Raw genomic sequence first — 22031 nt, forward strand, 5'->3', positions numbered from 1 at the left:
CGAACCGCCAGACGACCTAGCCGGAGGCGTGTCCCTGTGATCGGTCGGTCAGTTGATCGGACGTATCCGTCCGGTGAGTGAGCACTGATGTGACGGGGGACCGGATCGAGCCGCTCATGCCGGCCGGTCCGGTCCTCCGCCGTTGGCGGTGGTCAGCTCACCGCCGTGCCGTCAGGTGACGTTCCAGCGGGTGACCTCGCCGCTCTCCTGGGCGACGTAGAGGGTGCCGTCGGGGGCGAAGGCGAGGCCGTGGGGTTCGCACGTGGGGCTGGGGAGGGGGAACTCGGTCACGGTGCCGTCCGGGGTGACGCGGCCGATGCGGCCCGTGGCCCAAGCCGTGTACCAGCAGGAGCCGTCCGGGGCCACCGCCACGGCGTGCGGGCGGCACTGAGGATCCGGCAGGGGGTGTTCGGTGAGGCCCCCGGGGGTGAGGCGGCCGATGCGGCCCGTGCCGATCTGGGCGAACCAGAGGGCGCCGTCCGGGGCCGCGGCGAGGCCGACGGGGGCGGCGCCGGGAGTGGACAGGGGGTGGAGGGCGGTCTCGCCGGTGACGGTGATCCGGGCGAGGGCGTTGCCCTGGTTGAGGGTGCACCACAGGGCGCCGTCGGAGGTGGTGGTGAGGAAGGACGGGAAGGAACCGTCGGGCAGGGCGTGCTCGGCGAGTTCGCCGTCCGGGGTGATGCGGGTGACGGTCGCGGTGTGCAGCGTGGTGAACCAGACGGCGCCGGCGGGGCCGGCGGTGATGCCGTACGGGCCCGGGCCGGAGCCGGGGACGGGGTAGGAGCGGGCTTCGCCGTCGGGGGTGATGCGGCCGATGCGGTGGTCGCGGTAGCGGGTGAACCACAGGGCGCCGTCGGGGCCGGCGGTGATCAGGGTGGGGGCGCAGTCGGGGGAGTCGAGGGGGAACTCGTCGATCCGGCCGTCGGGGGTGAGACGGGCGATGCGGCCCGCGTGGACCAGGGTGCACCACATGGCGCCGTCGGGGCCGGCGGTGAGGGCGTAGGGACCGGCACCCGGGGTGGTGAGGGCGTACGTGTGGATCAGGCGGGGCGGGGTCTGGGTCAAGGGGGACCTTTCGAAGTGGAGGTCAGGCGGCGGCCGGGGCTGCGGCTCGGAGGGAGAGGCGGTCGCCCTGCCAGCGGGTGCGCAGGCGGCGGTCGTGGCTGACGACGACCACGGCGCCCGGGAAGGAGGCGAGGGCCTCGTCGAGCTCCTCGGCCAGGGCGGGTGAGAGGTGGTTGGTGGGCTCGTCCAGGAGCAGGACGTCGGCCGGTTCGGTGACCAGCCGGGCCAGGGCGAGCCGCTGGCGCTGGCCCGCGGAGAGGGAGCCGACCGGGGTGGTGAGCTGTTCGGCGGCGAACAGCCCGAGCGAGAGGAGCTGTTCGGCGTGCTCCTCGGGCGTGCCGGCGCGGCCCGCGGCGAAGGCCGCGAGGAGGGGGCGCTGGGCCGGTCCGGGGTGGGTGTGCTGGGTCAGCAGTCCGGTCCGGCCGGGGCGGACCACGTGGCCCCGGTCGGGGGTGACGGTGCCGGCGAGGACGCCGAGCAGCGTGCTCTTGCCGACGCCGTTCGGGCCGGTGATGAGGAGCCGGCCGCCGGGCGGCAGGCTGAGGTCCACCGGTGCCAGACGGCCCGTCAGGGACACGTCGTACGCCGTGAGGGACGGGCCCGGCGCAGGGGCGGTGGACGTCGTGCGCGGCACGCCGGTGAAACGGAGCGGGTCGGGTGGGGCGGGGACCGGGTTGGCCAGCAGGCGGGCGAGGCGTTCCTCGGCGTTGCGGACCCTGCTCGCCAGGGACTGCTGGACCCGGCCGGCCGCGCGGTCGTAGGCCATCTTGTTGCCGTCCTTCATGGCCCGGCCGGGGGCGACCTTGCGGGCGGTGACGGCGGCGGACTCCCGCAGCCGGTCCGTCTCCTCGCGCCACGCGGTGTGGGCCTGGGAGCGGCGCTGGTGCTCGGCGGCGCGGCCGGCGAGGTAGCCGGCGTAGCCGTTGCCGTAGCGGACCGTGCGGTGCAGGTCGCCGTCGACCTCCAGGAGGGCGGTGGTGACGCGTTCGAGGAACTGCCGGTCGTGGGAGACGGCGACGGTGATGCCGCGGCGGGCGCGGAGGTGGTCCTCCAGCCAGGTGAGGGCCGTGTGGTCGAGGTGGTTCGTGGGTTCGTCGAGGAGGAGGACCTCGGGGGCGCAGGCCAGCAGTGCGGCCAGGCGCAGGCGGACCTGTACGCCGCCGGAGAGGCCGCCGACGGTGTGGTCGCGGGGCAGTCCGACCAGTCCGAGGCCGTGCAGGGCGCGTTCGGTGCGGGCGTCGGCCTCGTAGCCGCCGCGCAGTTCGAAGGCGGTGAGGAGGTCGGCGTAGGCGGTGAGGGTCTCGTCGGTGGTGTCGCCGTCGGCCATGCGTGCCTCCAGGCCGCGCATGCGGTCCTCCATGGCGCGCAGTCCGGCGAGGGAGCGGTCGAGGACCTGCTGGACGCTGAGGTCGGCGGGGAGGTGTTCCTCCTGGGCGAGGTAGCCGATGCCGCCGTCGGCGCGGACGGTGACCGTGCCGGTGTCGGGACGTTCGGCACCTGCGAGCAGTCGCAGGAGGGTCGACTTGCCGGATCCGTTCTCGCCGACGATGCCGAGGCGGGTTCCGTCGGTGACGGAGCAGTCGACGGAGGCGAGGACGGTGCGGCCGGCGTGGGACTTGCCGAGGTCAGTCGCGGTGAGCTGGGCGGTCATGGAGCGGCTCCGGCGGTTCGGGGGCTGAAGGGAGGGCGGCGTGGTGGCGGCAGGGGCGAGTGAGGATCATCGGGGACTCCTTATAGCGACGAATGTTGCTTTAAGATCGTTCCATGGACGCTGCTGAATACACAAGCGAGAGTTCCGGCCACGAAGGCCATCCGGATCCGGCCGCACCGCGGCGCCGGACGGGAGGCCGCAGCGCCCGCGTCCGGGCCCGGGTGCTGGCGGCGGTGGGCGAGTTGCTGATGGCGGGCGGGTACGACGGGCTGACGATCGACGCGGTCGCCGAGCGGGCCGGCGTACACCGCACCACCGTCTACCGGCGCTGGCGCGACGTCGGTGGCCTGCTGGCCGACGTACTCGACGCCGCGGCCGACGACACGTGGAGCCCGCCCGACACCGGATCACTGGAGGGCGACCTCACCGCGCTCAACCAGGAGGTCTACGAGGCCCTGGCGGGCGGCGGGCCCAGCCTGACCACGGCGCTGATCGCCGCCGGCTTCCGCTCGGCCGAGGCGGCGGGCGCCCTGGCCCGTTTCTGGGAGGACCGCTACGCACGCTGCGCGGTGGTCGTCACGCGCGCCGCCGGGCGGGGCGAACTGCCGGGCCCGGCCGACGCCCGCGCGCTGCTGGTCGCGGCGACCGCCCCGCTCTACCACGAGCTGCTCCTGCTGCGGGCGGCCCCGGACCCGGCCCTCCCCGGCCGGGCCGCCGCCGGCGCCGCGGCGGCGGGGCGGGCGGGCGCCTACGGGGCGCCGGGGGCGTGACGGCGGGTGACCGGGGCCGGCCGCTGGAGCACGGGGGTCACGCGAGCAGGTTCACCGCCCGCGTGAACACCCGGGGGAGGCGGGCGGCCAGCGGGACGATCCGCGGGGCGAGCCGCGGCTGGTGGCGGGCCCAGAGCAGGGACCCGGTCAGGACGCGGTAGCCGCGCGACAGGTCCCGCCAGGCCTGCTCGTACGCCTGCGGCCGGCCCGCCCGTACGCAGCGCACCAGCTCGCCCGCCGCCGTCACCGCCAGGGTGATCCCCTCCCCGGTCAGCGCGTCCACGTACCCCGCCGCGTCCCCCACGAACAGCACGCGCCCCGCCACCCGTACGCGAGCCCCTTGGCGCAGCGGTCCGGCGCCCCGCGCCGGGGTGTCGGCGCGTCCGGCCAGACGCTGCGCCAACAGGGGGAAACGGGCGAGCTGTACGTCGAACGGGGCCTGTCGGGTGGTCAGGACGGCCACGCCGACCCGGTCGGGCGCCAGCGGGGTCACGTAGGCCTCGCACTGCGCCGACCAGTGCACCTCGACGAGGTCGCTCCAGGGTGCGACGGCGTAGTGGCGGCGCAGCCCGTAGCGCGCGGGCCGGCCGGGCGCGGGCGGCGCCGACAGGCCGAGGCCGCGCCGGACGGGGGAGTGCAGGCCGTCCGCCGCCACGAGGTAGCGGGCGGTGAGCCCGGCCGCGCTGACCTGGTGCTCGTCCTGGCGCACCTGCTCGACGCGCTGGCGCACAACCCGTACGCCGAGCTGTGCGGCCCGTTCGGCCAGCGCCGCCTGGAGCGCCGTGCGGCGGGAGCCGAGGCCGGGGCCGCTGTGGAAGAGCCCCTCCGCGTGCCGGCCGCTCACGCCGTCGACGTAGCGGATGCCGCGGAAGGGCTGCCCGGTCACCGGCACGCCCAGGGCGTGCAGGTGGCGTACGGCGCCGGGCATCAGGCCCTCCCCGCAGGCCTTGTCGATGGGCGTGGGCCGCGGCTCGACGACCACGACCTCCAAGCCGGCGAGCGCTCCGTGGATGGCGGTGGCCAGCCCGGCCGGACCGCCGCCCGCGATGAGCAGGTCGATCACGACGCGGTGTTCGCCGACGTGACGGACGCGGGAGCGCGCAGCCGGCCCGCGTCCGTCAGGGCGGCGTCCTCGCAGCCGATCCGCACGCGCAGCAGCAGCAGGTTGAGGACGGTGAAGCCGAGCGCGGTCAGCCAGGCCGTGTGCACCAGCGGCAGGGCGATCCCCTCCGCGACCACCGCCACGTAGTTGGGGTGGCGCAGCAGCCGGTACGGTCCGGCCTCCACCAGGGGCAGGCCCGGAACGACGAACACCCTGGTGTTCCAGCGCTGTCCGAGCGTGGCGACGCACCACCAGCGAAGGCCCTGGGCCAGCACGGTGACGGCGAGGGCCGGCCAGCCGAGCCAAGGGAGGAAGGGCCGGTCGGCCGCCCAGGGTTCCACTACGCAGCCCACGAGCAGCGCGGTGTGCAGGGCGACCATGGCGGGGTAGTGGCCGCGGCCGTGTTCGCGGGCGCCCCGCGCCACGCTCCAGGCGGTGTGGCGGCGGGCCGTGATCAGTTCGGCGAGCCGTTCGGCGACGACGAGGCCGATGAGCAGCAGGTACGGGTTCATGGGGTCCATCGGATTCATGGGGTTCACGGGGCTCACGGGGTTCACGGGGTTCATGGGGATCACCAGCGCAGGAGGACGAGTTCGGAGGCGAAGCCGGGGCCGAAGGCGAGCATCAGCCCGACCGAACCCGGCGGTGGTGGCCCCGCGCTCTGGATGCCGTCCAGGATGTGCAGGACCGAGGCGGAGGAGAGGTTGCCCACGGTCGCCAGCGAACGCCGGCTCGCCGCCAGGGCCGTATCGGGCAGTGCCAGCGCGTCCGCGAGCGCGTCGAGGATCTTCGGGCCGCCCGGATGGCAGATCCACGCGTCGACGTCCGGCGGCTTGAGGTCGTGCGCGGAGAGGAAGGTCTCGACCTCTTCGGCCACGTGCAGCCGGACGAGGTCGGGGAGTTCGCGGCCGAGCAGCATGCGCATGCCCCAGTGGCCGATGTCCCAGCCGAGGAGGTGCTCGGTGCCCGGGTAGAGACGGCTGCGGGCGGCCACCACCTCGGGTCCGGCGCCCGTGGCGTACAGGGGATGGTCGCGGCCCACCGCCACCAGGGCGGCGGCGCCGTCACCGAAGAGGGCCCCGGCCACCAGGTTCGCCATCGAGGTGTCGGTGGCCTGGAGGGTGAGCGAGCAGAGCTCGGTCGACAGCAGGAGGGCCGCGTGCCCGGCACGGCCCGACAGGTACTCGTGGAGGTGCCCGGCCCCGGCGGCCCCGGCGGCGCAGCCGAGGCCGAACAGGGGCACCCGCCGCACGTCGGGGCGCAGCCCGGCGCCGGGGGCGAGGCGGGCCTCCAGGGACGGGACCGCGAGCCCGGTCACGGTGGTCGACATGACCAGATCGATCTCCCGCCCCGCCAGGCCGGCGTCGGCGAGGACCAGTTCGAGGGCCCGGGAGCCGAGCTCCAGGGCCGTTTGCAGGAAGAGTGCGTTCGTCGTGCCGAAGTCGTTCCCCGGCCCGTACCGCTCCAGCGGGAGGGCGAGGTGACGGCTCTCCACGCGCACCGAGGCATGGACCCGGCGCAACAGGGCGGTTTCGGGGCCGGACGGCAGGAAGCCGGCCAGCGCCTGCGTGATCTCGGACTGGAGGTGGCGGTGGGGCGGGAACACGCTGCGCACTGCCAGGACACGTGTCATTGATTCACCATAGAAAAGAACTGACACATCGACAGGAATCGGGCGTACCGGGCGCGGCGCCGCATAGCGTGTCGCCGTGTCCCCGCGAACCCAGCACAAGACCCGGCTCCCCGAGAGCGCAGCGCCGGCGAGCACCGTGACCGGCCTGCTGGCGGCGTGTCACCCGCTTCCCGCGGCGGCGGTGACCGTCTTCAGCGCCGCCCTGGCGGTCGCGGCGGGCCGCGGCCTGCCGGGGGCGGGCCTCACGGTGGCCGCCGTGGCCGCCGGGCAGCTGTCGGTGGGCTGGTGCAACGACCGGGCCGATCTGCGACGCGACCTCGCCACCGGCCGACGCGACAAACCCCTGGTGACGGGCGCCGTCCCAGCCGCCGTCGTCACCCGGGCGGCGGCCCTGGCGCTGCTCCTGTGCGTCGCGCTGTCGCTGGCCTGTGGGCTGCTCGCCGGCGCCGTGCACCTCCTCGCCGTGGCGGCCGCCTGGGCGTACAACCTCCGGCTGAAGAGCACGGCCGCCTCCTGGTTCCCGTACGCCCTGGCCTTCGGCCTGCTGCCGGCCTTCGTCACCCTCGCCCTGCCCGGCGCGCCCTGGCCGCCGCCGTGGCTGACGGCCGCCGCGGTCCTGCTGGGTGCGGGCGCGCACTTCGCCAACGTCCTGCCCGACATCGAGGACGACCTCGCGACCGGGGTGGTGGGGCTGCCGCAGCGGCTCGGCGTACGGGTCTCGGCCGCGCTGGCCGGCCTGCTGGTCCTCGGCTCGACCGCCGCCCTGGTCCTGGGGCCGCCGGGCCCGGTGACGGCGTACGGCCGGGTGCTGCTGGTCGCGACGGCCGCGGCACTGCTCCTCGCGGGCCGGCGGCCCGGCGGACGGCTGCCGTTCCTGGCCACGATGGCCGTGGCCGGGCTCGACGTGGTGCTGCTGGTGGCCGGGCTCGGGGGGTGAGGGCGGCCTGCGCGGCGAGCCGACCAGGACGCCCCGCCGCTACGGGTGCAGTTCCAGTGAGATGTCCGCGGACAGGGCGCGGAGGAAGTCGGCCGCGTCGAAGGCCGCCCCGGCGGAGAGGGCGCCGACCGCCTTGGTCCGTCCCGTGAGGACGCGGTGGACCGCTTCCACGGCGAGCGGGGCGCTGACGGCGTAGATGTCCCGGCCGCTCGCCACGGCGCGCCGCTCCTCGCCGCCGGAGCGTACGACCACGTCGACGAGGAAGGTCTGCGCGGAACGCCCCTGCTCGTCGACCGCGGTCGGCGCCGGCGTCTGCGCGGCGGCCAGGTCGCCGGCCGCCTCCACGGTCATGTACGAGACCACCTCGGGGACGGACAGGTGGCTGGGGACGGTGACGACGTCGGCCATGCTGAACTCCCCGATCACCGCCCGCGTTCCCATCGGGTCGGGGAAGGACCACTTCAGGGTCGGCGCGGCGTCGGTGACGTACTCCAGCCGCCCCTGGCTGTAGCGCACCCGCCGCCCGTCCCTGCGCTCCCGGGAGACCGTTCCCGCGTCGCGTGTTCCGGCCGTCGGGTGCCAGCTGTTCAGCCCGTAGGCGACGTGCACCTCGTCGGCCGCCGTCCAGTCGCCCATCGCCGCGGTGACCAGCAGGTCGCCGAGGCCGCCGAAGAAGGCCATCGCCGGGATCACCACGGTGTCCGCGGCGCGGGCACGCTCCGCGAACTGCGTGAGCGTGTCGAGATTGGCCTCGATCTCGGCCGCCACGTCCACGTACGGGATCCCCGCGCGCAGGGCCGCCTCGATCACCGGGGCGGCGGTCGTGGCGAAGGGCCCGGCGCAGTTGACGACGGCGGCCGCGCCGGCCAGCGCGCGGTCGAGCGAGGCCGGATCGCCGACCGTGGCCCGCCGGGCGTCGAGACCCGGGTGGGACGCCGCGAGCGCCTCCAGCTTGTCCGCGTCGCGTCCGGACAGGACCGGGACGAACCCGCGCCTGCGCAGCTCCGCCACCACGAAGCGCCCGGTGTGCCCGTACGCGCCGAAAACCGCCACCGTCTGACCCGTCGTCATCACGTTCTCCCGCTGTCGTCGAATGTTCAACTACGTACATCCTGGCGGTGGCGGCCGACGGGCGCGAGTGTCCGGAACGACATGGCCCGTACAATTTCGGACGTGGGTGCGTGGGCGCCGAAGGCGCGGTGACCCGGACACCGCCTAAGGCGCGCGCCGGGTGCGGGTCCAGGACAGGAGCTGGTCCGCCGTCCAGGTGTTGATGAGGCGCTCGGTCGGAACCTCGCACTCCACGGCCCGTTCGCAGCCCAGGATCTGCCAGTCCAGCTGTCCCGGGGCGTGTGCGTCCGTGTCGATGGCGAAGAAGGTCCCGGCCGCCACGGCGAGCCGGAGCAGCCGCCGGGGCGGGTCCAGGCGCTCCGGCCGGCTGTTGATCTCCACGGCGGTGCCGGCCTCCGCGCAGGCGGCGAAGACGGCCTCGGCGTCGAACCGGGACTCCGGCCGGGTCCGCCCGGTCACCAGCCGGCCCGTGCAGTGGCCCAGTACGTCCATCAGCGGATTGCGCACCGCCTTCAGCAGCCGCCGGGTCATCGCGGGCGCGTCCATCCGCAGCTTCGAGTGGACCGAGGCGACGACGAGGTCGAGCCGCTCCAGCAGCTCCGGCTCCTGGTCCAGCGATCCGTCGTCCAGGATGTCGCACTCGATCCCGGTGAGCAGCCGGAAGGGCGCCCAGGTCTCGTTCAGCTCGGCCACCACCTCCAGCTGCTCGCGCAGCCGCTCCGGCGAGAGCCCGCGCGCGACCGTCAGGCGGGGCGAGTGGTCGGTCAGCACGGCCCATTCGTGGCCCAGCTCGGCCGCCGTGCGGCCCATCGCCTCGATCGGACTGCCACCGTCCGACCAGTCCGAGTGCACGTGGCAGTCCCCGCGCAGCGCCGCCCGCAGCGCGGCGGCGGCGGGCGTGGCGGGCGGCCCCTCGGGGTGCGCCGCGGCCTCGTCCTCCAGCTTCTGCAGATAGGACGGCACCGCCCCGCCGAGCGCCTCGCGCACGACCTGGGCCGTCTTGGGGCCGATGCCCTTGACGGCCTCCAGGGAACCGGCCCGCGCCCGGTCGGCCACCTCGTGCTCACCCATCCGTGCGAGCGCGGCCGAGGCCGTACGGAAGGCCCGCACCCGGTACGTGGGCGCCTGCGCCCGCTCCAGCAGGAAGGCGATCCGGTCCAGCGCGGCCACCGGGTCCATCGCGTACCTCCAGCCTCCCGGCCCCCGGACCAGTGTCCGGCGCGGGAGGCGTGCACGCCTGCTGTGCCCCGGACCCGCTCCTGTGGCCCTACTCCTCCTGTGCCCCGCGCGCCTCCTGGGGCGCGGCCGCGTCGAGGGCGGCGGTGAGGCGGTTCAGCCGGGCCTGGAGGTCGAGGATCTCGCCCAGCTCGAAGCCGGTCGAGGCCGCGATCCGCCGGGGCACCTCCGCCGCGCGGGCGCGCAGCGCGGCGCCCTCCTCGGTCAGGTGGGCGTGTACGGAGCGCTCGTCCGCCGCGCTGCGCTCGCGGCGGACCAGGCCGGCCGCCTCCAGCCGCTTGAGCAGCGGCGACAGCGTCCCCGAGTCCAGCCGGAGGTGCTGCCCGATCTCCTTCACCGGCAGCTCGCCGTGCTCCCACAGCACCAGCATCACCAGGTACTGCGGATAGGTGAGGCCCAGGTCCTTGAGGATGACGCGGTACAGGCCGCCGAAGGCGCGGCTCGCGGCGTTCAGCGCGAAGCAGATCTGGCCGTCCAGGCGCAGGAAGTCCTGGTCGGGGTGGGTGGCGGTCGGCTGCTCGGTCATGTCACCCAGTGTACCCGGGCGGCCTTGAGCGGCATTGAATTGTGCACAACTGAATTGCGTGCTCTACTAGAGGAGCGCGGCCGACACCGGCCGCCACCACGGTTCACTTCTGCGAGAGGGACTCTCATGGACGCGCTCTACACCGCTGTCGCCACCGCCAACGGCCGCGAGGGCCGCACCGTCAGCTCCGACGGCCAGATCGACCTCGCCCTCGCCATGCCCCCGGCCCTCGGCGGCAACGGACAGGGCACCAACCCGGAGCAGCTCTTCGCGGCCGGCTACGCCGCCTGCTTCGCCAGCGCGCTCGGCCTGGTCGGCCGCCAGGCCAAGGCCGACACCAGCGAGGTCTCGGTCACCGCGGAGGTCTCCATCGGTAAGGACGGCGCCGGCTTCGGCCTGGGCGTCACCCTGCGCGTCGAGCTCCCGGAGTCCCTGGCCGGCGAGACGGGCGCCCTGCTCGTCAAGCAGGCGCACGAGGTCTGCCCCTACTCCCGCGCCACCCGCGGCAACATCGAGGTCGACCTCGTCATCGAGTAAAGACGGCCGACCCCGTCACCGGGTGAAGATGCCGGACGCCGGGCGGGCGGCCACCATGGAGGAGCACCGATCCGCACGGGGGCCGCACGCCGGGAGGCGCCAGTGGCGCACAGCTACGCAACGGACGTACTGGTCACCGGCGCCGGCCCGGTCGGGCTGACCACGGCCGCGGAGCTCCGCAGACGCGGAGTCTCCTGCCGGATCATCGACCGGCTGCCCGCCCGGCTGCTGTTCGCGAAGGCCGTGGGCATCCAGCCGCGCACCCTGGAGCTCTGGGACCGCATGGGACTGCTGCGCGCCGCCCTGGACGCCGCCGTCCCGCTGCGCGGGCAGCTCACCTACGTCAACGGCGTCGAGCAGCCCCGCCTCGAACTCGCCGTGCCGCCCGAGGTGCCCTACGGGTTCGCGGCGCTGCCCCAGTACGAGACCGAGCGCATCCTCGACGAGTTCCTGGGCCGCTTCGGGACCACGGTCGAACGCGGCACCGAGCTGGTGTCATTCACCCAGGACGCCGACGGGGTCACCTGCCGGCTGCACACCCCCTCCGGCACGGAGGAAGAGGTGCGCACCCAGTACCTGGTGGGGTGCGACGGCGCGCACAGCATCGTCCGCAAGGGTCTCGGGCTCACCTTCGAGGGCGCCGCCTTCCCCGAGGAGTACATGCTCGCCGACGTGCAACTCGACTGGGACCTGCCGCACGAGTACGGCGTGCGCTCCCTGCACCGCGACGCCTCCGGCGCGATCGACGACGGCCTTGTGTGCATCCCGCTGCCCGGCGCGGGCCGGTACCGGACGTCGATGACGGTGCCGCCCGAACTGTCCACCGAAGCCCGGGCCGCGACCGGCTCCGACGGCGTCGCGCACGGCCTGCAAGACGGACGGGCTCCCGAACTGGCCGACATCCAGGCCGTCCTGGACCGGCTCTCGCCCCGCCCGGCCACCGCCTCCGACATCCGGTGGGCCTCGGTGTTCCGCATCAGCCACCGCATCGTGAACCACTACGGCGACGGCCGGGTCTTCGTCGCCGGCGACGCGGCGCACATCCACCCGCCCACCGGCGCCCAGGGCATGAACACCGGTATCCAGGACGCCTGGAACCTGGCCTGGAAGCTCGCCCTCGCCGTCGAGGGCGCGGCCCACCCCGGCCTCCTCGCCAGCTACGACGCGGAGCGCCGGCCGGTCGGCGAGGAAGTCGTCGCCCGCACCGTGCGGCACGCCACGGAGGGGGTCCAGGCCGACCCGGACGACCGGCTGACCGTGCTGCTGCGCGAGGCCCAACTGCTCGTCGGCTACCGCGGCAGCCCCGTCGTGGACCCGCCCGGCGAGGGCCAGGGGCCGCGGCCGGGCGATCGGGCGCCGGACTGCGGCGGCCTCACCCGGCAGATCGCCTCGTACCCGATGCGCCTGTACGACCTGCTGCGGGACCGCGACCACGTACTGCTGCTGTACGGCACGGGCCTCGACGAACTCGCCCTGACGGCGAGGGAGTCCTCCCGCGGCCGCGTGGAGGTCTGCGCGGTCCTGCCCGTCGACGCCCCGGCCGACGCGACCGAGCTGCCGGCCTGCTGGGACGCCCTGGGCGAGTTCGCCCTGCGCTACGCGGCCGAACAGCCCACTGCCTTCGTGATCCGCCCCGACGGATACCTCGGCGCGCGCCTGTCCCCACCGTCCCCGCAGCTGCTGGCCGCCCACCTCGCCGCCGTCTTCGCCGCGAGCGCCGAGGCGTCCGGATAACGGCCCCGCCCTCCTGAAAGCCGGTGCCCGGATCACGTTTTGGATTGCCGGACGATCCTCAATACGATCCGGCGATGATCACAACGAAACGGCTGGCGGCAAGGGCGTGCGGCCTGCTCGCCGCCCTGGCCGTCGGGCTCTTCCCGGCGAGCGCCACCGCCGCCGACGGACCGACGGCGAAGGAACCCCCCAAGGTCGATCTGGTCCTGGACGTCAGCGGCTCCATGCGGGCCACCGACATCGACGGCCAGTCCCGGATGGCCGCGGCGAAGCAGGCCTTCAACGAGGTCATCGACGCCGTGCCCGACGAAGTGCGCCTCGGCATACGGACGCTGGGGGCCACCTACCCGGGCGAGGACAGGGCGCTCGGCTGCAAGGACACCAAGCAGCTGTACCCGGTCGGCGCGCTCAACCGGACCGAGGCGAAGACGGCCGTGGCCACGCTCGCCCCCACCGGCTGGACGCCGATCGGACCGGCCCTGCTCGGGGCGGCCCAGGACCTGGAGGGCGGCGACGCCACCAAGCGGATCGTCCTCATCACCGACGGCGAGGACACCTGCGCCCCGCTCGACCCGTGCGAGGTGGCGCGCGACATCGCCGCCAAGGGCATCCACCTCGTCATCGACACCCTCGGCCTGGTCCCGGACGCCAAGACCCGCGCCCAGCTGACCTGCATCGCCGAGGCCACCGGCGGCACCTACACCTCCGTACAGCACAAGGCGGAACTGTCGAGCAGGGTCCGCCAGTTGGTGGACCGCGCCGCCGACCCCGTCGTCAACCCGGTGGCGACCGAGGGCGCCAAGCGCTGCGAGGGCGCCCCGCTGCTGAAGCCCGGCCTCTACAGCGACCGCGAGAGCTTCGGCGAACACCGCTGGTACCGGGTGGACGTCCGCCCGGGCCAGGAACTGCGCGCCTCGGCGAGCATCGCCGCCGACCGCGCCGTCAACAACGACTACGGCGTCCTGCTGCGGGCCACGACCGTCCACGGACGCGAGATCGTGCGCGGCTCCGAGGGGGGTGACGGGCGTACCGACGTCCTGTCGACCGGCCTGCGCTACCCGAAGGCCGAAGCCGACGGTGAGGACTCGGACTCCAAGAACGCGGCGGAGACGGTCTGCCTCCAGGTCAGCAACTCCTTCTCCGCCCCCGCGTCCGTCAAGACCACCCCGGGCATGCCCGTCGAGCTGACCATCGATCTGGTGGACGGCCCCGACGAGGCGTCCGACGCCGCCGCCTTCGGCCTCGGGCGGGGCTGGTGGCTCCTTGCCGTGCTGGCGCTCAGCGGGCTGCTGGCCGGCCTGGTGTGGGGATGGATCTCCCGCTGGCGCATCTCCGTCTGGAGGACCAACTGATGCGTACCGTACGCACACTGACCGCCGCCCTGCTGGCCGCGGCCGCCGCCCTCACGGTGGCGGGAGCGGCCGTGGGCACGGCCGTCGCGGACACGCCGTCGCCCAGCGCCACTCCCGGCGCGAGCTCGGGCAAGGACGCCGGGAAGGACGCGGGCAAGGACGCGGGCGAGAAAGCACCGACCGAGGCGGGCACCAGCTTCCGCACCGCCACGGCGTTCCGCCCGGGCCAGAAGGCCACGGCGCAGGCCTCCTCCGGCGACTACCTCTACTGGGTGCTCCCCGTCGACGCCCAGCAGCGCGTCACGGTGAAGGCCACGGTCACCCTGCCCGAACCGGCCTCCCGGCACGGCGCGTCGACGTGGCAGCTCGACGTGTACGACGGACTGCGCCGTCGGCAGGCGTGCACCTACGGCATGCAGAGCGAGGCCGCGGCCAAGGACGCCGCCTCGGTCGCACTGTCCTGCACCCTGCGCACGGTCCGCGCCGGCGCCGAGCCGTGGGCCAACGATCCGCTGCCGGGCAGCTACTACGTCCGCCTGACGGTCGTCGACCTGCCGGACGAGGACAAGGGCCTGCCCGTACGCGCGGCCGTCGAGGCGGAAGTGAAGGAGACCGGCGGCGCCCACGCGGTGGACGGCGCCCTCTCCACGCCGCTGGTCCCCGCCACCGTCACCGGCACCCTGCGCGAGCCGGAGGACGGCTGGTCCGGCGGCTGGTGGTCGGACCGCTGGATCTGGACCGCGGCCGGCGGAATCCTCGGGGCGATCGCCGGCATCTTCGGCTACTCCCTGACGCGCGGCGCGGGCCGCCCCTCCCGCGTCCCGCCCGGCGCCTGACGGGACGGGCGGCCGCGGCCCGGCGCCGCGGCCGCCCTTCCCTACGTGGTCACCTCCTTGCCCGTCCGATCAGCCGAGGCGCGTGAGCCTCGTCCCGAGCGAGGGCTCGGCCAGGGCGCCCCGGACCGCCACCGGCACGCTCTTGGCCCCCTCCCCGTCGCCGGCCGTCAGGACCGCGACCTCGGAGCCCGCCTTCGCGGTGTGCGGCAGCGGTGAGGCGCCTGCGACGAGGGACAGCCTCACCTGCTGGCCCGGTACGCCGATCACGTTCAGGTCCTTGGTGGCCACGAGCGGGGTACGGCCGCCGAGCCCGTCGTCCACGTACCCCACGGTCTGGCCCTTGCGGACGACCGGGGCCGACGCGAGTGCCGTCCGCACCGCCTCGATGATCTTCTTGCTGTTCGTCTTCACCAGCGCCAGGCTGTTGATGGCGTCCGGGTCCGGGCCGTCCACGCGCTGGTCCATCAACGTGCCCAGGATCAGCGGGGTCTCGTCCCCGATCGACTTGTACGCCGCCCACATGAGGGTCCCGCCCGCAGGCGTGCTGGAGCCGGTCTTGATGCCCCGGATGCTGAGGCCCTGGGCCGTGAGCAGGCTCTCGTTGTTGTTGAGGATCGGCTCGGGCAGCCCCTTGATGGTGGCGTTGGGCAGCGCGACGATCGCGCGGAACGCCTCGTCCTTCATGACCGCCTCGGCGAGCTTGAGCTGGTCCGCGGCGGTGCTGACGGTGCCCGCGTCCAAGCCGCTCGGGTCGGTGTACGTGGTGTCCTTCATGCCGAGTTCGCGGACGGCGGCGTTCATCTTCGCGACGAAGGCCGCCTCGTTGTCGGTGCCCGTGTCCCAGCGCGCCAGCAGGCGGGCGATGTTGTTCCCCGACGGGATCATGAGCATCTTGAGCATGTCCTGCTGGCTGAACTTGGTACCGGTGGTGAGGCCCACGATCCGGGACTCGTGCTCGGCGGTGCCGTCGGCCACGGCCTTGGCGTCGACGGTGATGACGGGCCCGGGCTCGCCCTTGCGCAGCGGGTGGCCCTTGAGGACCACGTACGCCGTCATCACCTTGGCGACGCTGGCCGTCGGGACGGGCTTCTGCTCGCCGAACGTGCCGATGTCGCCGGAGCCGGAGCCGGAGCCGGAGATGCGGACGGCGCCCTGGCCCTTCGCGGGCCAGGGGATCGAGAACTGCCCCTCGACGCTGCCGGTACGGCCGGTCTCGGCGGCGACGATGTGCGGGGTGGGCAGCGGGCGCAGCAGCTGGGCGCCGGCGTAGGCACCGGCGAGGAGGAGCAGGACCGGCGTCCACACCTTCACGCGCCGCAGCGCGGTCCGGCGCGGGCTCTGCGGCGCGGCGGCGCTGTCGGTGAGCGAGGCGAGCAGGTCGAGCGGGGCCGCCGGCCGATCGGGCTGTGCGGGAGCCGCCGCGGGCGCGGCGGCGTCGAGCCCCTTCAGCCTCACGAACCGGCTGGTCCGCTCGGCATCGGCCTCCACCTCCCGCGCCCAGGAGGGCGCGGGCCGGGCCGACTTGGCCTGCGCGGGTCCGGCCTGCGGCTCGGGCTCCGGGCCGTCCCCGGCATCATCGGCCGGCTCGGCTACGGGAGCCTCGGCCGTCGTGTCGGCGGCCTCCGGCTCGGCCCGGTCGGGCATCACCGGGGTGTCGGCATCCGGCGCTTCGACGTCGTCGGCGGCCGCTGCGGCGGGCGTCTGCACGGCCGCGTCCGCGGGGTCGTCATCCGGCTGGGCGTCCGCCTCGTCTCCGGGTGCTTCGGCGGAAGCCTGCGCCGCTGCGTCGGCCTGCGGCTCGGCCTGCGGCTCGGCCTGGTCGGGCTCCACCGTGGCGTCGGTTTCCGGCACTTCGGTGTCGGCTGCGGTTTCCACTTCGGCGGGCGTCTGCGCCGCCGTGTCCGCGGTGTCGCCATCCGGCTGGGCGTCCGCCTGGCCTTCGGGAGCTTCGGCGGGAACCTGCGCCGCTGCGTCGGCCTGCGGCTCGGCCTGGTCGGGCTCCACCGTGGCGTCGGTGTCCGGCCCTTCGGCTTCGGCTTCCACGTCGGGCGCCACTAGGGGCGTCGGCTCGGTCGCGGGAGCTTCGGGAGCCGTGTGCGCCGTGGCGTCGGCCCCGACCGTGGCGTCGGCTTCGCCGTCGGCGGCCGGTTCGGCAGGCATTTGCGCGGCCGTGTCCGCGGTGTCGCCCTCCGGCTGGGCATCCGCCTCGTCTTCGGGAGCTTCGGCGGGAGGCTGCGGCTCGGCCCGGTCGGGCTCCACCGGGGCGTCGGTGTTGTCCGGCGCCTCGGCTTCCGCTTCGGCTTCGGGGGTCTCGGCAGGCGTCTGGGCCGCCGTGTCGGTGCCCGGACCGGGGTGCGGGTCGGTTCGGGGAGCTTCGGCGGGGCGCTTTGCCGCTGCCTCGGCTGCCTCGTCCGCCTCGCCCTCTGCGGGGAGCGCGGTTCCCTCGACCTCCGGATCGTCCGAAGAGCCGCCCGCCACCGTTATCGCCTTCATCCAAGCCCCGCCTTGCCGCTCGCACCCGGCCGGCCGCCCCACCGCCCACGCGGTGGCGAACAGCCCGCCGGTCTCTTCCGATTCCGTCGGCGAAGCCCCGTCGCGGAGCCACGCCGACCTGCTAGATGTCCGCCGCGCCCGTGGTCGTTCCCCGCCTCCGATCTTGTGACCGTTCGGTCATACTCCGACCTCCCCCGCGGGGGCGACGCACCGCACGCGCCGACCCCCGCAGCACCAGGCGGGGTTGAGTACGCCTACTCATGACCCCGCACCGCCCCCGTCCGACCATGGACCGCACCACCGAAGCACGTCGCCGCACCACCGAACGGGGCCGTCCATGCTCAGCCGAATCGCCGCCGCCGTCGTACCCGCCTTCGGGAACCTGACGGTCACCGCCGCCCCCGGGCCGCGGCCCGCTCCGGGCAGCATCCTCGTCGCCAACCACACCTCCCTCGCCGACCCCGCCGTCGTGGTCGCCGCGCTGCGCCGGTACGGGATCGAGCCCGTCATCCTGGCCACCGGCGGCCTGTGGCGCGTACCGCTGCTCGGCGCCGCGCTCCGGCGCGAAGGGCACATCGCCGTCCACCGCGGTACCGCCCGCGCCGCCGGCTCCCTGGACGCCGCGGCCGTCGCCCTCGCCTCCGGCCGCAGCGTGCTGCTGTACGGCGAAGGCGGGCTGCCCGTCCGCCTCGACGCGGGCGAGTCGGCCCCGGGTCCCTTCCGCAGCGGCCTGGCCCGGCTCGCCGCCGCGACCGGCGCCCCCGTCGTGCCCGTCGGCCAGGCCGGCGCTCGCCGCCTGTGCTCGGGCAGCGGCGCCAAGCAGCTCGCCGGAGTGCTCACCGCTCCGCTCCGCAGGCCCTGCGTACACGTCCACATCGGCTCCCCGTTCCACCTTCCCGACCGTCCCGACCGGGTACTGGAGGCCACCGAGCGGGCCCGGAAGGCCGTCACCGCAGCCTGGCGGACCGCCGCGCGCGCCCTCGGCGAGCCGGTGTCGGGTACGCCCTGCGCGTCCGAGGACGCTCCCGGGGCGCGGGAGCGGTAGCGCGCACTGCGTGACGGTCCTCAGCGGGTGCTGTGCCCGAGGTTCACGTGCGCCGCGGCCTCCCGGTCGCCGTCCGCGTCGATGAAGGACACCATCACCGGGGTGGTGCCCGTCGGCCCGCCCGCGGTCGCGCTCAGCCGGTAGCGCTCGACGCGGACGGTCTCGCGGGCGAGCGGGGCACCGCCCGTGAACGCGGATGGTGGCTCGGCGTCGTTGGCGATGCGGAGGGTGGCCGGGCGCCAGGCGCCCGAGGCCGTATCGAAACGTTCCAGCAGGAAGCCCGGCCCGCTGCCCGGCTGGTCGCCGGGTTTACCGACGAGGAACTCCATCTGGAAGGCGACCACGAGGTGGCGGTACGCGGCGGAGTTCCCGTTCCGCAGGGTGACGGTGAACTCCTGCGGAGCGCCACCCCGTGCGAGGGCGAGCCGGCCGCCCCGGGTGTCGACCGCGACCGTCAGCCCGGTGGGGACGGCGGGCGGTGTCGTCGCCCGGGTCGTGCTCAGGGCCGACGGCGTGACGGGCCCGGACGGGGAAGCGGAAGCGGGCGCGGAGCCCGAGGCCGTGGCCGTGGCGTAGGGAGAGGGCGACGCAGGCGCGGAAGAGGACGCCGGGGCCAGAGCCGCCGCCGTGCCCCTGCCGGCCCCGTCCGCGCACCCGGCGGCGCCCGCCAGTAGGACGGCCGCCACGGCGACGACGCCCGGGCCCCTGCGGGGCCCTGCGGATACTGGCATGAAACGGTTCCCCTCGCGGTCGACAGTGGCAGGAACCTAACAAGCGGCCACCGGCCCGGCGAGGCCGATCCGGACTCGGGACGAGGACGGTTCGGTCACGGCGTCACAGGTCACAGGTCACGGCGTCACGGAACCGCGGAGTCACCGGGCGCCCGGTCCCCGTCAGACGAGCGGCTTGTCGAAGGAGAAGGCCGTCACGGCCATCCGCTCGCGGAAGTAGAAGCGGTGGGCGTCGGTCCGCTGCGTGCCGGACTCCAACGTCAGGACCGTGCAGCCGGCCGCCCTGGCGTGGTCCTCCAGATGGGCCAGCATCGCGCGGCCCACGCCGGTCGAGCGGGCGGCGGAGGCCGTGACCAGGTCGTCGACGTAGAGCATGCGGACCGTGGAAGTGTTGGCGACGATCCTCCAGCCCGCCGCGCCCACGCATCCGCCGTCCGCGTCGTACGCCGCGGTGAAGCGCAGCCCCTGGCCCTGCCCCTCCGCGAGGATCGTGCGGAAGAGCTCCGGGGTGAGGTGGGGCCGCAGTTCGAGCAGTACGGGAAGCAGGTCATCGGTCAGCCGGGGATCGCTCGGCTCCAGGTCAATGATCTTCATGGGGCCAGCGTAATCGGCCCCCTGCCCGCCCCGTCCGGCCCCCTGCCCGGCCTCCCGTCCCCCGCGCGCGGACACGGCCGACGTGTCGCAATGGGAACGACGGCTCCGACGTCCCGTGCGAGAGGCCCCGGAATGGGGCCGGCCGGCAGAAGGGTGGCACCCCATGAAGTACATGCTGATGGTTCTCGGCAAGCAGGCCGACTACGACGCCATGTCCGGCAAGGCGAGCAGCGGCAGCCCGGCCTGGTCCGAGGCGGACCTCAAGGCGATGTTCGACCACATGAGCGCCTTGAACGACGACCTCGCCGAGTCGGGTGAATGGGTCGACGGCCAGGGCCTCGCCGAACCCCGACAGGCCCGCCTCGTGACCACCGGCGCCGACGGCGCCCCCGTGATCTCCGACGGACCCTACGGGGAGGCCAAGGAGGTACTGGCCGGCTACTGGATCGTCGACGTCCCCGACTTCGCCCGGGCCGCCGAGATCGCCGCTCGCGCCTACGCGTGCCCGCTGCCCGAGGGCGCGCCCCACTACCCGGTCGTCGTGCAGCCCGTCGACACCACCTCGGGGACCGAGACATGACGGCCGATCCCGGCCCGCGAGCGAGGACCGCCGCCCGCCAGTGGCCCAAGGAGGCCGTCCCGGCCATCCGCGCGGCTGGCTGATCCGGGTCGCCGAGGGCCGCCCGGCTCGCGGAGCGATGATCCGCAGTCCGGAACCTGGCGTCCGCATGACGGACATGGTCCACGGGTGTCGTACCTGCCGCCTACTCTTGATCACGTGAGCCCGACCCCTGACCACAGCCCCGCACCGGAACGCTCCCTCGCCGAGATCAACGGCGACATCCGCTGCCTCTTCGCCCGCGCCGAAGGCCGTCTCACCGACGCGGAGCGCATCCGGCACGCCACCTTGCTGGGGGAGTGGGCCGCCGCGATAAGGGCCTCGGTCGTACCGGCCGCTTAGACGGCCTAGGAGCCCGGCGCTACCGCCGGGGCGCGTCCGCACCGCCCTCGGCGTGTTCCCGCAGTCGGCGCTTGTCGGGCTTTCCCCGCGCGGTCAGCGGGATCGTCCGCTCCCAGAAGACCGTGGTCGGCCGGTGCGCCGGGGCCAGCTCCTTCTCCACCAGGTCGCAGGCCTCGGCGGCCGCCTCGGCGCTGGGGGCACACCCCGTCGCCGGCACGAGGAAGGCGCACACCTCCTCACCCGTCAGGTCGCTGTGCCGCCCCACCACCACCGCCCGCGCCACGGCCGGATGCCGGGCGAGCGCGGCCTCGACCGGAAAGCAGTACACGTTGTCCCCGTCGACCATCACCACGTCCTTGACCCGGTCGTCGAGGTACAGGTAGCCGTCCTCGCCGAAGTGCCCGACGTCCCCCGTCCGCAGCCACCCGTCGCGCAGCGCCTCGGCCGTCAGCTCGGGCCGGCCCCAGTACCCGGACATCATCGCCGCCGACCGCATCCACACCTCGCCGCTGCGTCCGGCCGCCAGTACCGAGCCCCCATCGTCGCGCACCTCGACCTCCACGCCCGCGACGGGCCTGCCGACCGAGGCCAGCAGCTCGGGCCGCCGGCCCACCGCGGCGTCGTGGTCGGCGGGGGTGAGGCGGCAGATCACCGCGGCCTCGTTCATGCCGTAGCCCTGCTGCCAGCGGCCGCCCCAGCGGGTCACCGCCTCCCGCAGCCGGTCCGGGAGGATGGGCGAATCGCCGTACGAGACCGTCTCCAGCCCGGGCACCCCGCGGGCCGTCACGGGGTCGTCCAGCAGCCGGTACACCATCGAGGTCGTCAGGTACGTGGACACCGGCCCGAGGCGGCGGCACGCGGCCGCGAACTCCCGCGTGCCGAACGGGTCCAGGAGCTCCACCCGCCCGCCGGCCCGCAGCTGTTCCAGGCACCGCCCGCCGGCGCGCTGCGCCAGCGACGTGACCGACAGGTGGACCGACTCCGCCCAGCCCGCCGGGCGTACGGCGTTGCGCGCGGCCATGGCCGCGAAGGTGGACGCCACCCCCTTGGGTCGCCCCGTGGTCCCGCCGGTGTAGGTCACCCGGGCCATGTCGTCCTCGCGGGCCCGTACCGGCACCGCCGCGGCCTCCCGCTGCGCGGCCCGCCGCACCAGCTCGTCCAGGCCGAGCCGGGGCGCCGCGGTCCCGGGCGCCGGCCCGTCGTGCACCACCAGGTCCGGCCGGCAGTCCCGCAGGATGAAGTCCAGGCCGTGCAGGGCCGGTCCGGTGAACACCTGGGTGAGCCGGGCGCCCAGCAGGTGGGCCGCGATCCGCACCAGCAGCACCTCAGCCCGGTTCGATCCCGCCACGCAGGCCAGCCCCGACCCGCGGCCGACGCCCGCGTCGGCGAGCACCCCGGCCAGCCGGCCGGCGTGGTCGAGCACCTCCTGGAACTCCATGACGACCGGCCCGGCCCCGATCGCGGGCCGTCCCGCGTACCGCTCCAACGCCTGAACCAGCTCTGTGACGTACCGTGCGGCCACCACCTGCGACCCGCCTCTCCCGCGCCCGCGTCATGGACGGCGTCACGCACGCGTCCCGGACTCGTTCCCTCGGTTCCGCGGCCGCCCGTTACGCCGCCCATCGTCCCCGTTGCCCATCGTCCCCCGTACCCGCCCGCCTCATTCGACATGCCGCTGTTCGGGTGAAGCGGCGGAACCTGTGGTCGCGCCGGGCGTTGATCAAAGCGCTCACCACCATGCACTCGTGCGACATGAG

Annotated in this window: 21 protein-coding genes; 9 read left to right on the forward strand and 12 right to left on the reverse strand. The window is 74.7% G+C overall.

The annotated features are described in order from the left end of the window. Positions 1-171 precede the first annotated feature (171 nt). Together AC07DU_RS22355 and AC07DU_RS22360 are read right to left on the reverse strand one after the other, a co-directional pair. Positions 172-1065: a Vgb family protein gene (locus AC07DU_RS22355; RefSeq protein ID WP_479113102.1), complete on the reverse strand. Its 894-nt coding sequence runs from the start codon at positions 1063-1065 to the stop codon at positions 172-174. 22 nt (positions 1066-1087) lie between these two features. Further along, on the reverse strand, positions 1088-2716 hold the full coding sequence (locus tag AC07DU_RS22360; RefSeq protein WP_479113104.1) for an ABC-F family ATP-binding cassette domain-containing protein: 1629 nt from the start codon (positions 2714-2716) through the stop codon (positions 1088-1090). 113 nt (positions 2717-2829) lie between these two features. Here AC07DU_RS22360 and AC07DU_RS22365 point away from each other — a divergent pair, with 113 nt between their 5' ends. After that, entirely contained in the window at positions 2830-3486 is a 657-nt protein-coding gene (locus AC07DU_RS22365; RefSeq protein ID WP_479113106.1) for a TetR/AcrR family transcriptional regulator, read from the forward strand. Positions 3487-3523: 37 nt separating this feature from the next. Here AC07DU_RS22365 and AC07DU_RS22370 read toward each other — a convergent pair whose 3' ends face one another. The 3 genes from AC07DU_RS22370 to AC07DU_RS22380 are packed head-to-tail and all read right to left on the reverse strand — an operon-like array spanning position 3524 to position 6221. Next, positions 3524-4549: an NAD(P)/FAD-dependent oxidoreductase gene (locus AC07DU_RS22370; RefSeq protein ID WP_479113108.1), complete on the reverse strand. Its 1026-nt coding sequence runs from the start codon at positions 4547-4549 to the stop codon at positions 3524-3526. Continuing rightward, a complete protein-coding gene (locus AC07DU_RS22375; protein ID WP_479113214.1) occupies positions 4546-5100 on the reverse strand; it encodes an isoprenylcysteine carboxyl methyltransferase family protein in 555 nt (184 codons plus the stop codon). The genes AC07DU_RS22370 and AC07DU_RS22375 overlap by 4 nt, the downstream gene beginning before the upstream one ends. A 59-nt stretch (positions 5101-5159) precedes the next feature. Beyond that, the gene (locus AC07DU_RS22380; protein WP_479113110.1) at positions 5160-6221 is read right to left on the reverse strand and encodes a type III polyketide synthase; all 1062 of its coding nucleotides are present in this window, start codon (positions 6219-6221) and stop codon (positions 5160-5162) included. A gap of 76 nt (positions 6222-6297) precedes the next feature. On the opposite strand from AC07DU_RS22380, the gene AC07DU_RS22385 reads away from it, so the two are divergent. Beyond that, complete coding sequence (locus AC07DU_RS22385; protein WP_479113112.1) at positions 6298-7158, forward strand: UbiA family prenyltransferase; 861 nt, start codon at positions 6298-6300, stop codon at positions 7156-7158. Positions 7159-7197: 39 nt separating this feature from the next. Here the strand turns inward: AC07DU_RS22385 and AC07DU_RS22390 are convergent, their stop codons facing one another. From AC07DU_RS22390 to AC07DU_RS22400, 3 genes are all read right to left on the reverse strand, one after another. After that, positions 7198-8229, reverse strand: a complete 1032-nt coding sequence (locus tag AC07DU_RS22390; RefSeq protein WP_479033849.1) for a saccharopine dehydrogenase family protein — start codon at positions 8227-8229, stop codon at positions 7198-7200. A 144-nt stretch (positions 8230-8373) separates the two neighbouring features. Beyond that, the gene (locus AC07DU_RS22395) at positions 8374-9408 is read right to left on the reverse strand and encodes a PHP domain-containing protein (RefSeq protein WP_479113114.1); all 1035 of its coding nucleotides are present in this window, start codon (positions 9406-9408) and stop codon (positions 8374-8376) included. 88 nt (positions 9409-9496) lie between these two features. Beyond that, entirely contained in the window at positions 9497-9991 is a 495-nt protein-coding gene (locus tag AC07DU_RS22400; RefSeq protein WP_360905276.1) for a MarR family winged helix-turn-helix transcriptional regulator, read from the reverse strand. 126 nt (positions 9992-10117) lie between these two features. Between AC07DU_RS22400 and AC07DU_RS22405 the strand changes: the two genes are divergently transcribed. The 4 genes from AC07DU_RS22405 (at position 10118) to AC07DU_RS22420 (ending at position 14450) form a co-directional block, all read left to right on the forward strand. Next, entirely contained in the window at positions 10118-10528 is a 411-nt protein-coding gene (locus AC07DU_RS22405; protein ID WP_360905275.1) for an organic hydroperoxide resistance protein, read from the forward strand. Positions 10529-10630: 102 nt separating this feature from the next. Next, positions 10631-12262, forward strand: coding sequence for an FAD-dependent monooxygenase (locus tag AC07DU_RS22410; RefSeq protein WP_479113116.1), 1632 nt, complete (start codon positions 10631-10633; stop codon positions 12260-12262). Between the two features lie 74 nt (positions 12263-12336). Continuing rightward, a complete protein-coding gene (locus tag AC07DU_RS22415; RefSeq protein ID WP_479113117.1) occupies positions 12337-13614 on the forward strand; it encodes a VWA domain-containing protein in 1278 nt (425 codons plus the stop codon). Beyond that, on the forward strand, positions 13614-14450 hold the full coding sequence (locus AC07DU_RS22420; RefSeq protein WP_453373621.1) for a hypothetical protein: 837 nt from the start codon (positions 13614-13616) through the stop codon (positions 14448-14450). The genes AC07DU_RS22415 and AC07DU_RS22420 overlap by 1 nt, the downstream gene beginning before the upstream one ends. Positions 14451-14519: 69 nt before the next feature. Here AC07DU_RS22420 and AC07DU_RS22425 read toward each other — a convergent pair whose 3' ends face one another. Beyond that, positions 14520-16943 carry a D-alanyl-D-alanine carboxypeptidase family protein gene (locus AC07DU_RS22425; RefSeq protein ID WP_479113118.1) on the reverse strand — a complete coding sequence of 808 codons (2424 nt, stop codon included), beginning with the start codon at positions 16941-16943 and terminating at the stop codon, positions 14520-14522. A 337-nt stretch (positions 16944-17280) separates the two neighbouring features. Between AC07DU_RS22425 and AC07DU_RS22430 the strand changes: the two genes are divergently transcribed. Beyond that, on the forward strand, positions 17281-17988 hold the full coding sequence (locus tag AC07DU_RS22430; RefSeq protein ID WP_479113120.1) for a lysophospholipid acyltransferase family protein: 708 nt from the start codon (positions 17281-17283) through the stop codon (positions 17986-17988). 20 nt (positions 17989-18008) lie between these two features. On the opposite strand, the gene AC07DU_RS22435 is transcribed toward AC07DU_RS22430, so the two are convergent. Continuing rightward, complete coding sequence (locus AC07DU_RS22435) at positions 18009-18719, reverse strand: hypothetical protein (RefSeq protein WP_479113122.1); 711 nt, start codon at positions 18717-18719, stop codon at positions 18009-18011. 162 nt (positions 18720-18881) lie between these two features. Continuing rightward, positions 18882-19313, reverse strand: coding sequence for a GNAT family N-acetyltransferase (locus AC07DU_RS22440; RefSeq protein WP_360905201.1), 432 nt, complete (start codon positions 19311-19313; stop codon positions 18882-18884). A gap of 163 nt (positions 19314-19476) precedes the next feature. On the opposite strand from AC07DU_RS22440, the gene AC07DU_RS22445 reads away from it, so the two are divergent. Both AC07DU_RS22445 and AC07DU_RS22450 read left to right on the forward strand, forming a co-directional pair. Further along, on the forward strand, positions 19477-19893 hold the full coding sequence (locus AC07DU_RS22445; RefSeq protein WP_479033869.1) for a YciI family protein: 417 nt from the start codon (positions 19477-19479) through the stop codon (positions 19891-19893). A 198-nt stretch (positions 19894-20091) separates the two neighbouring features. Beyond that, positions 20092-20274: a hypothetical protein gene (locus AC07DU_RS22450; RefSeq protein ID WP_453373615.1), complete on the forward strand. Its 183-nt coding sequence runs from the start codon at positions 20092-20094 to the stop codon at positions 20272-20274. A 19-nt stretch (positions 20275-20293) separates the two neighbouring features. Here AC07DU_RS22450 and AC07DU_RS22455 read toward each other — a convergent pair whose 3' ends face one another. Next, positions 20294-21799 (reverse strand): AMP-binding protein, encoded by a 1506-nt coding sequence (locus AC07DU_RS22455; protein WP_479113124.1) that lies wholly within the window; start codon positions 21797-21799, stop codon positions 20294-20296. Positions 21800-22031: the final 232 nt, after the last annotated feature.

The sequence above is a fragment of the Streptomyces sp. NPDC045695 genome, from assembly GCF_056432025.1.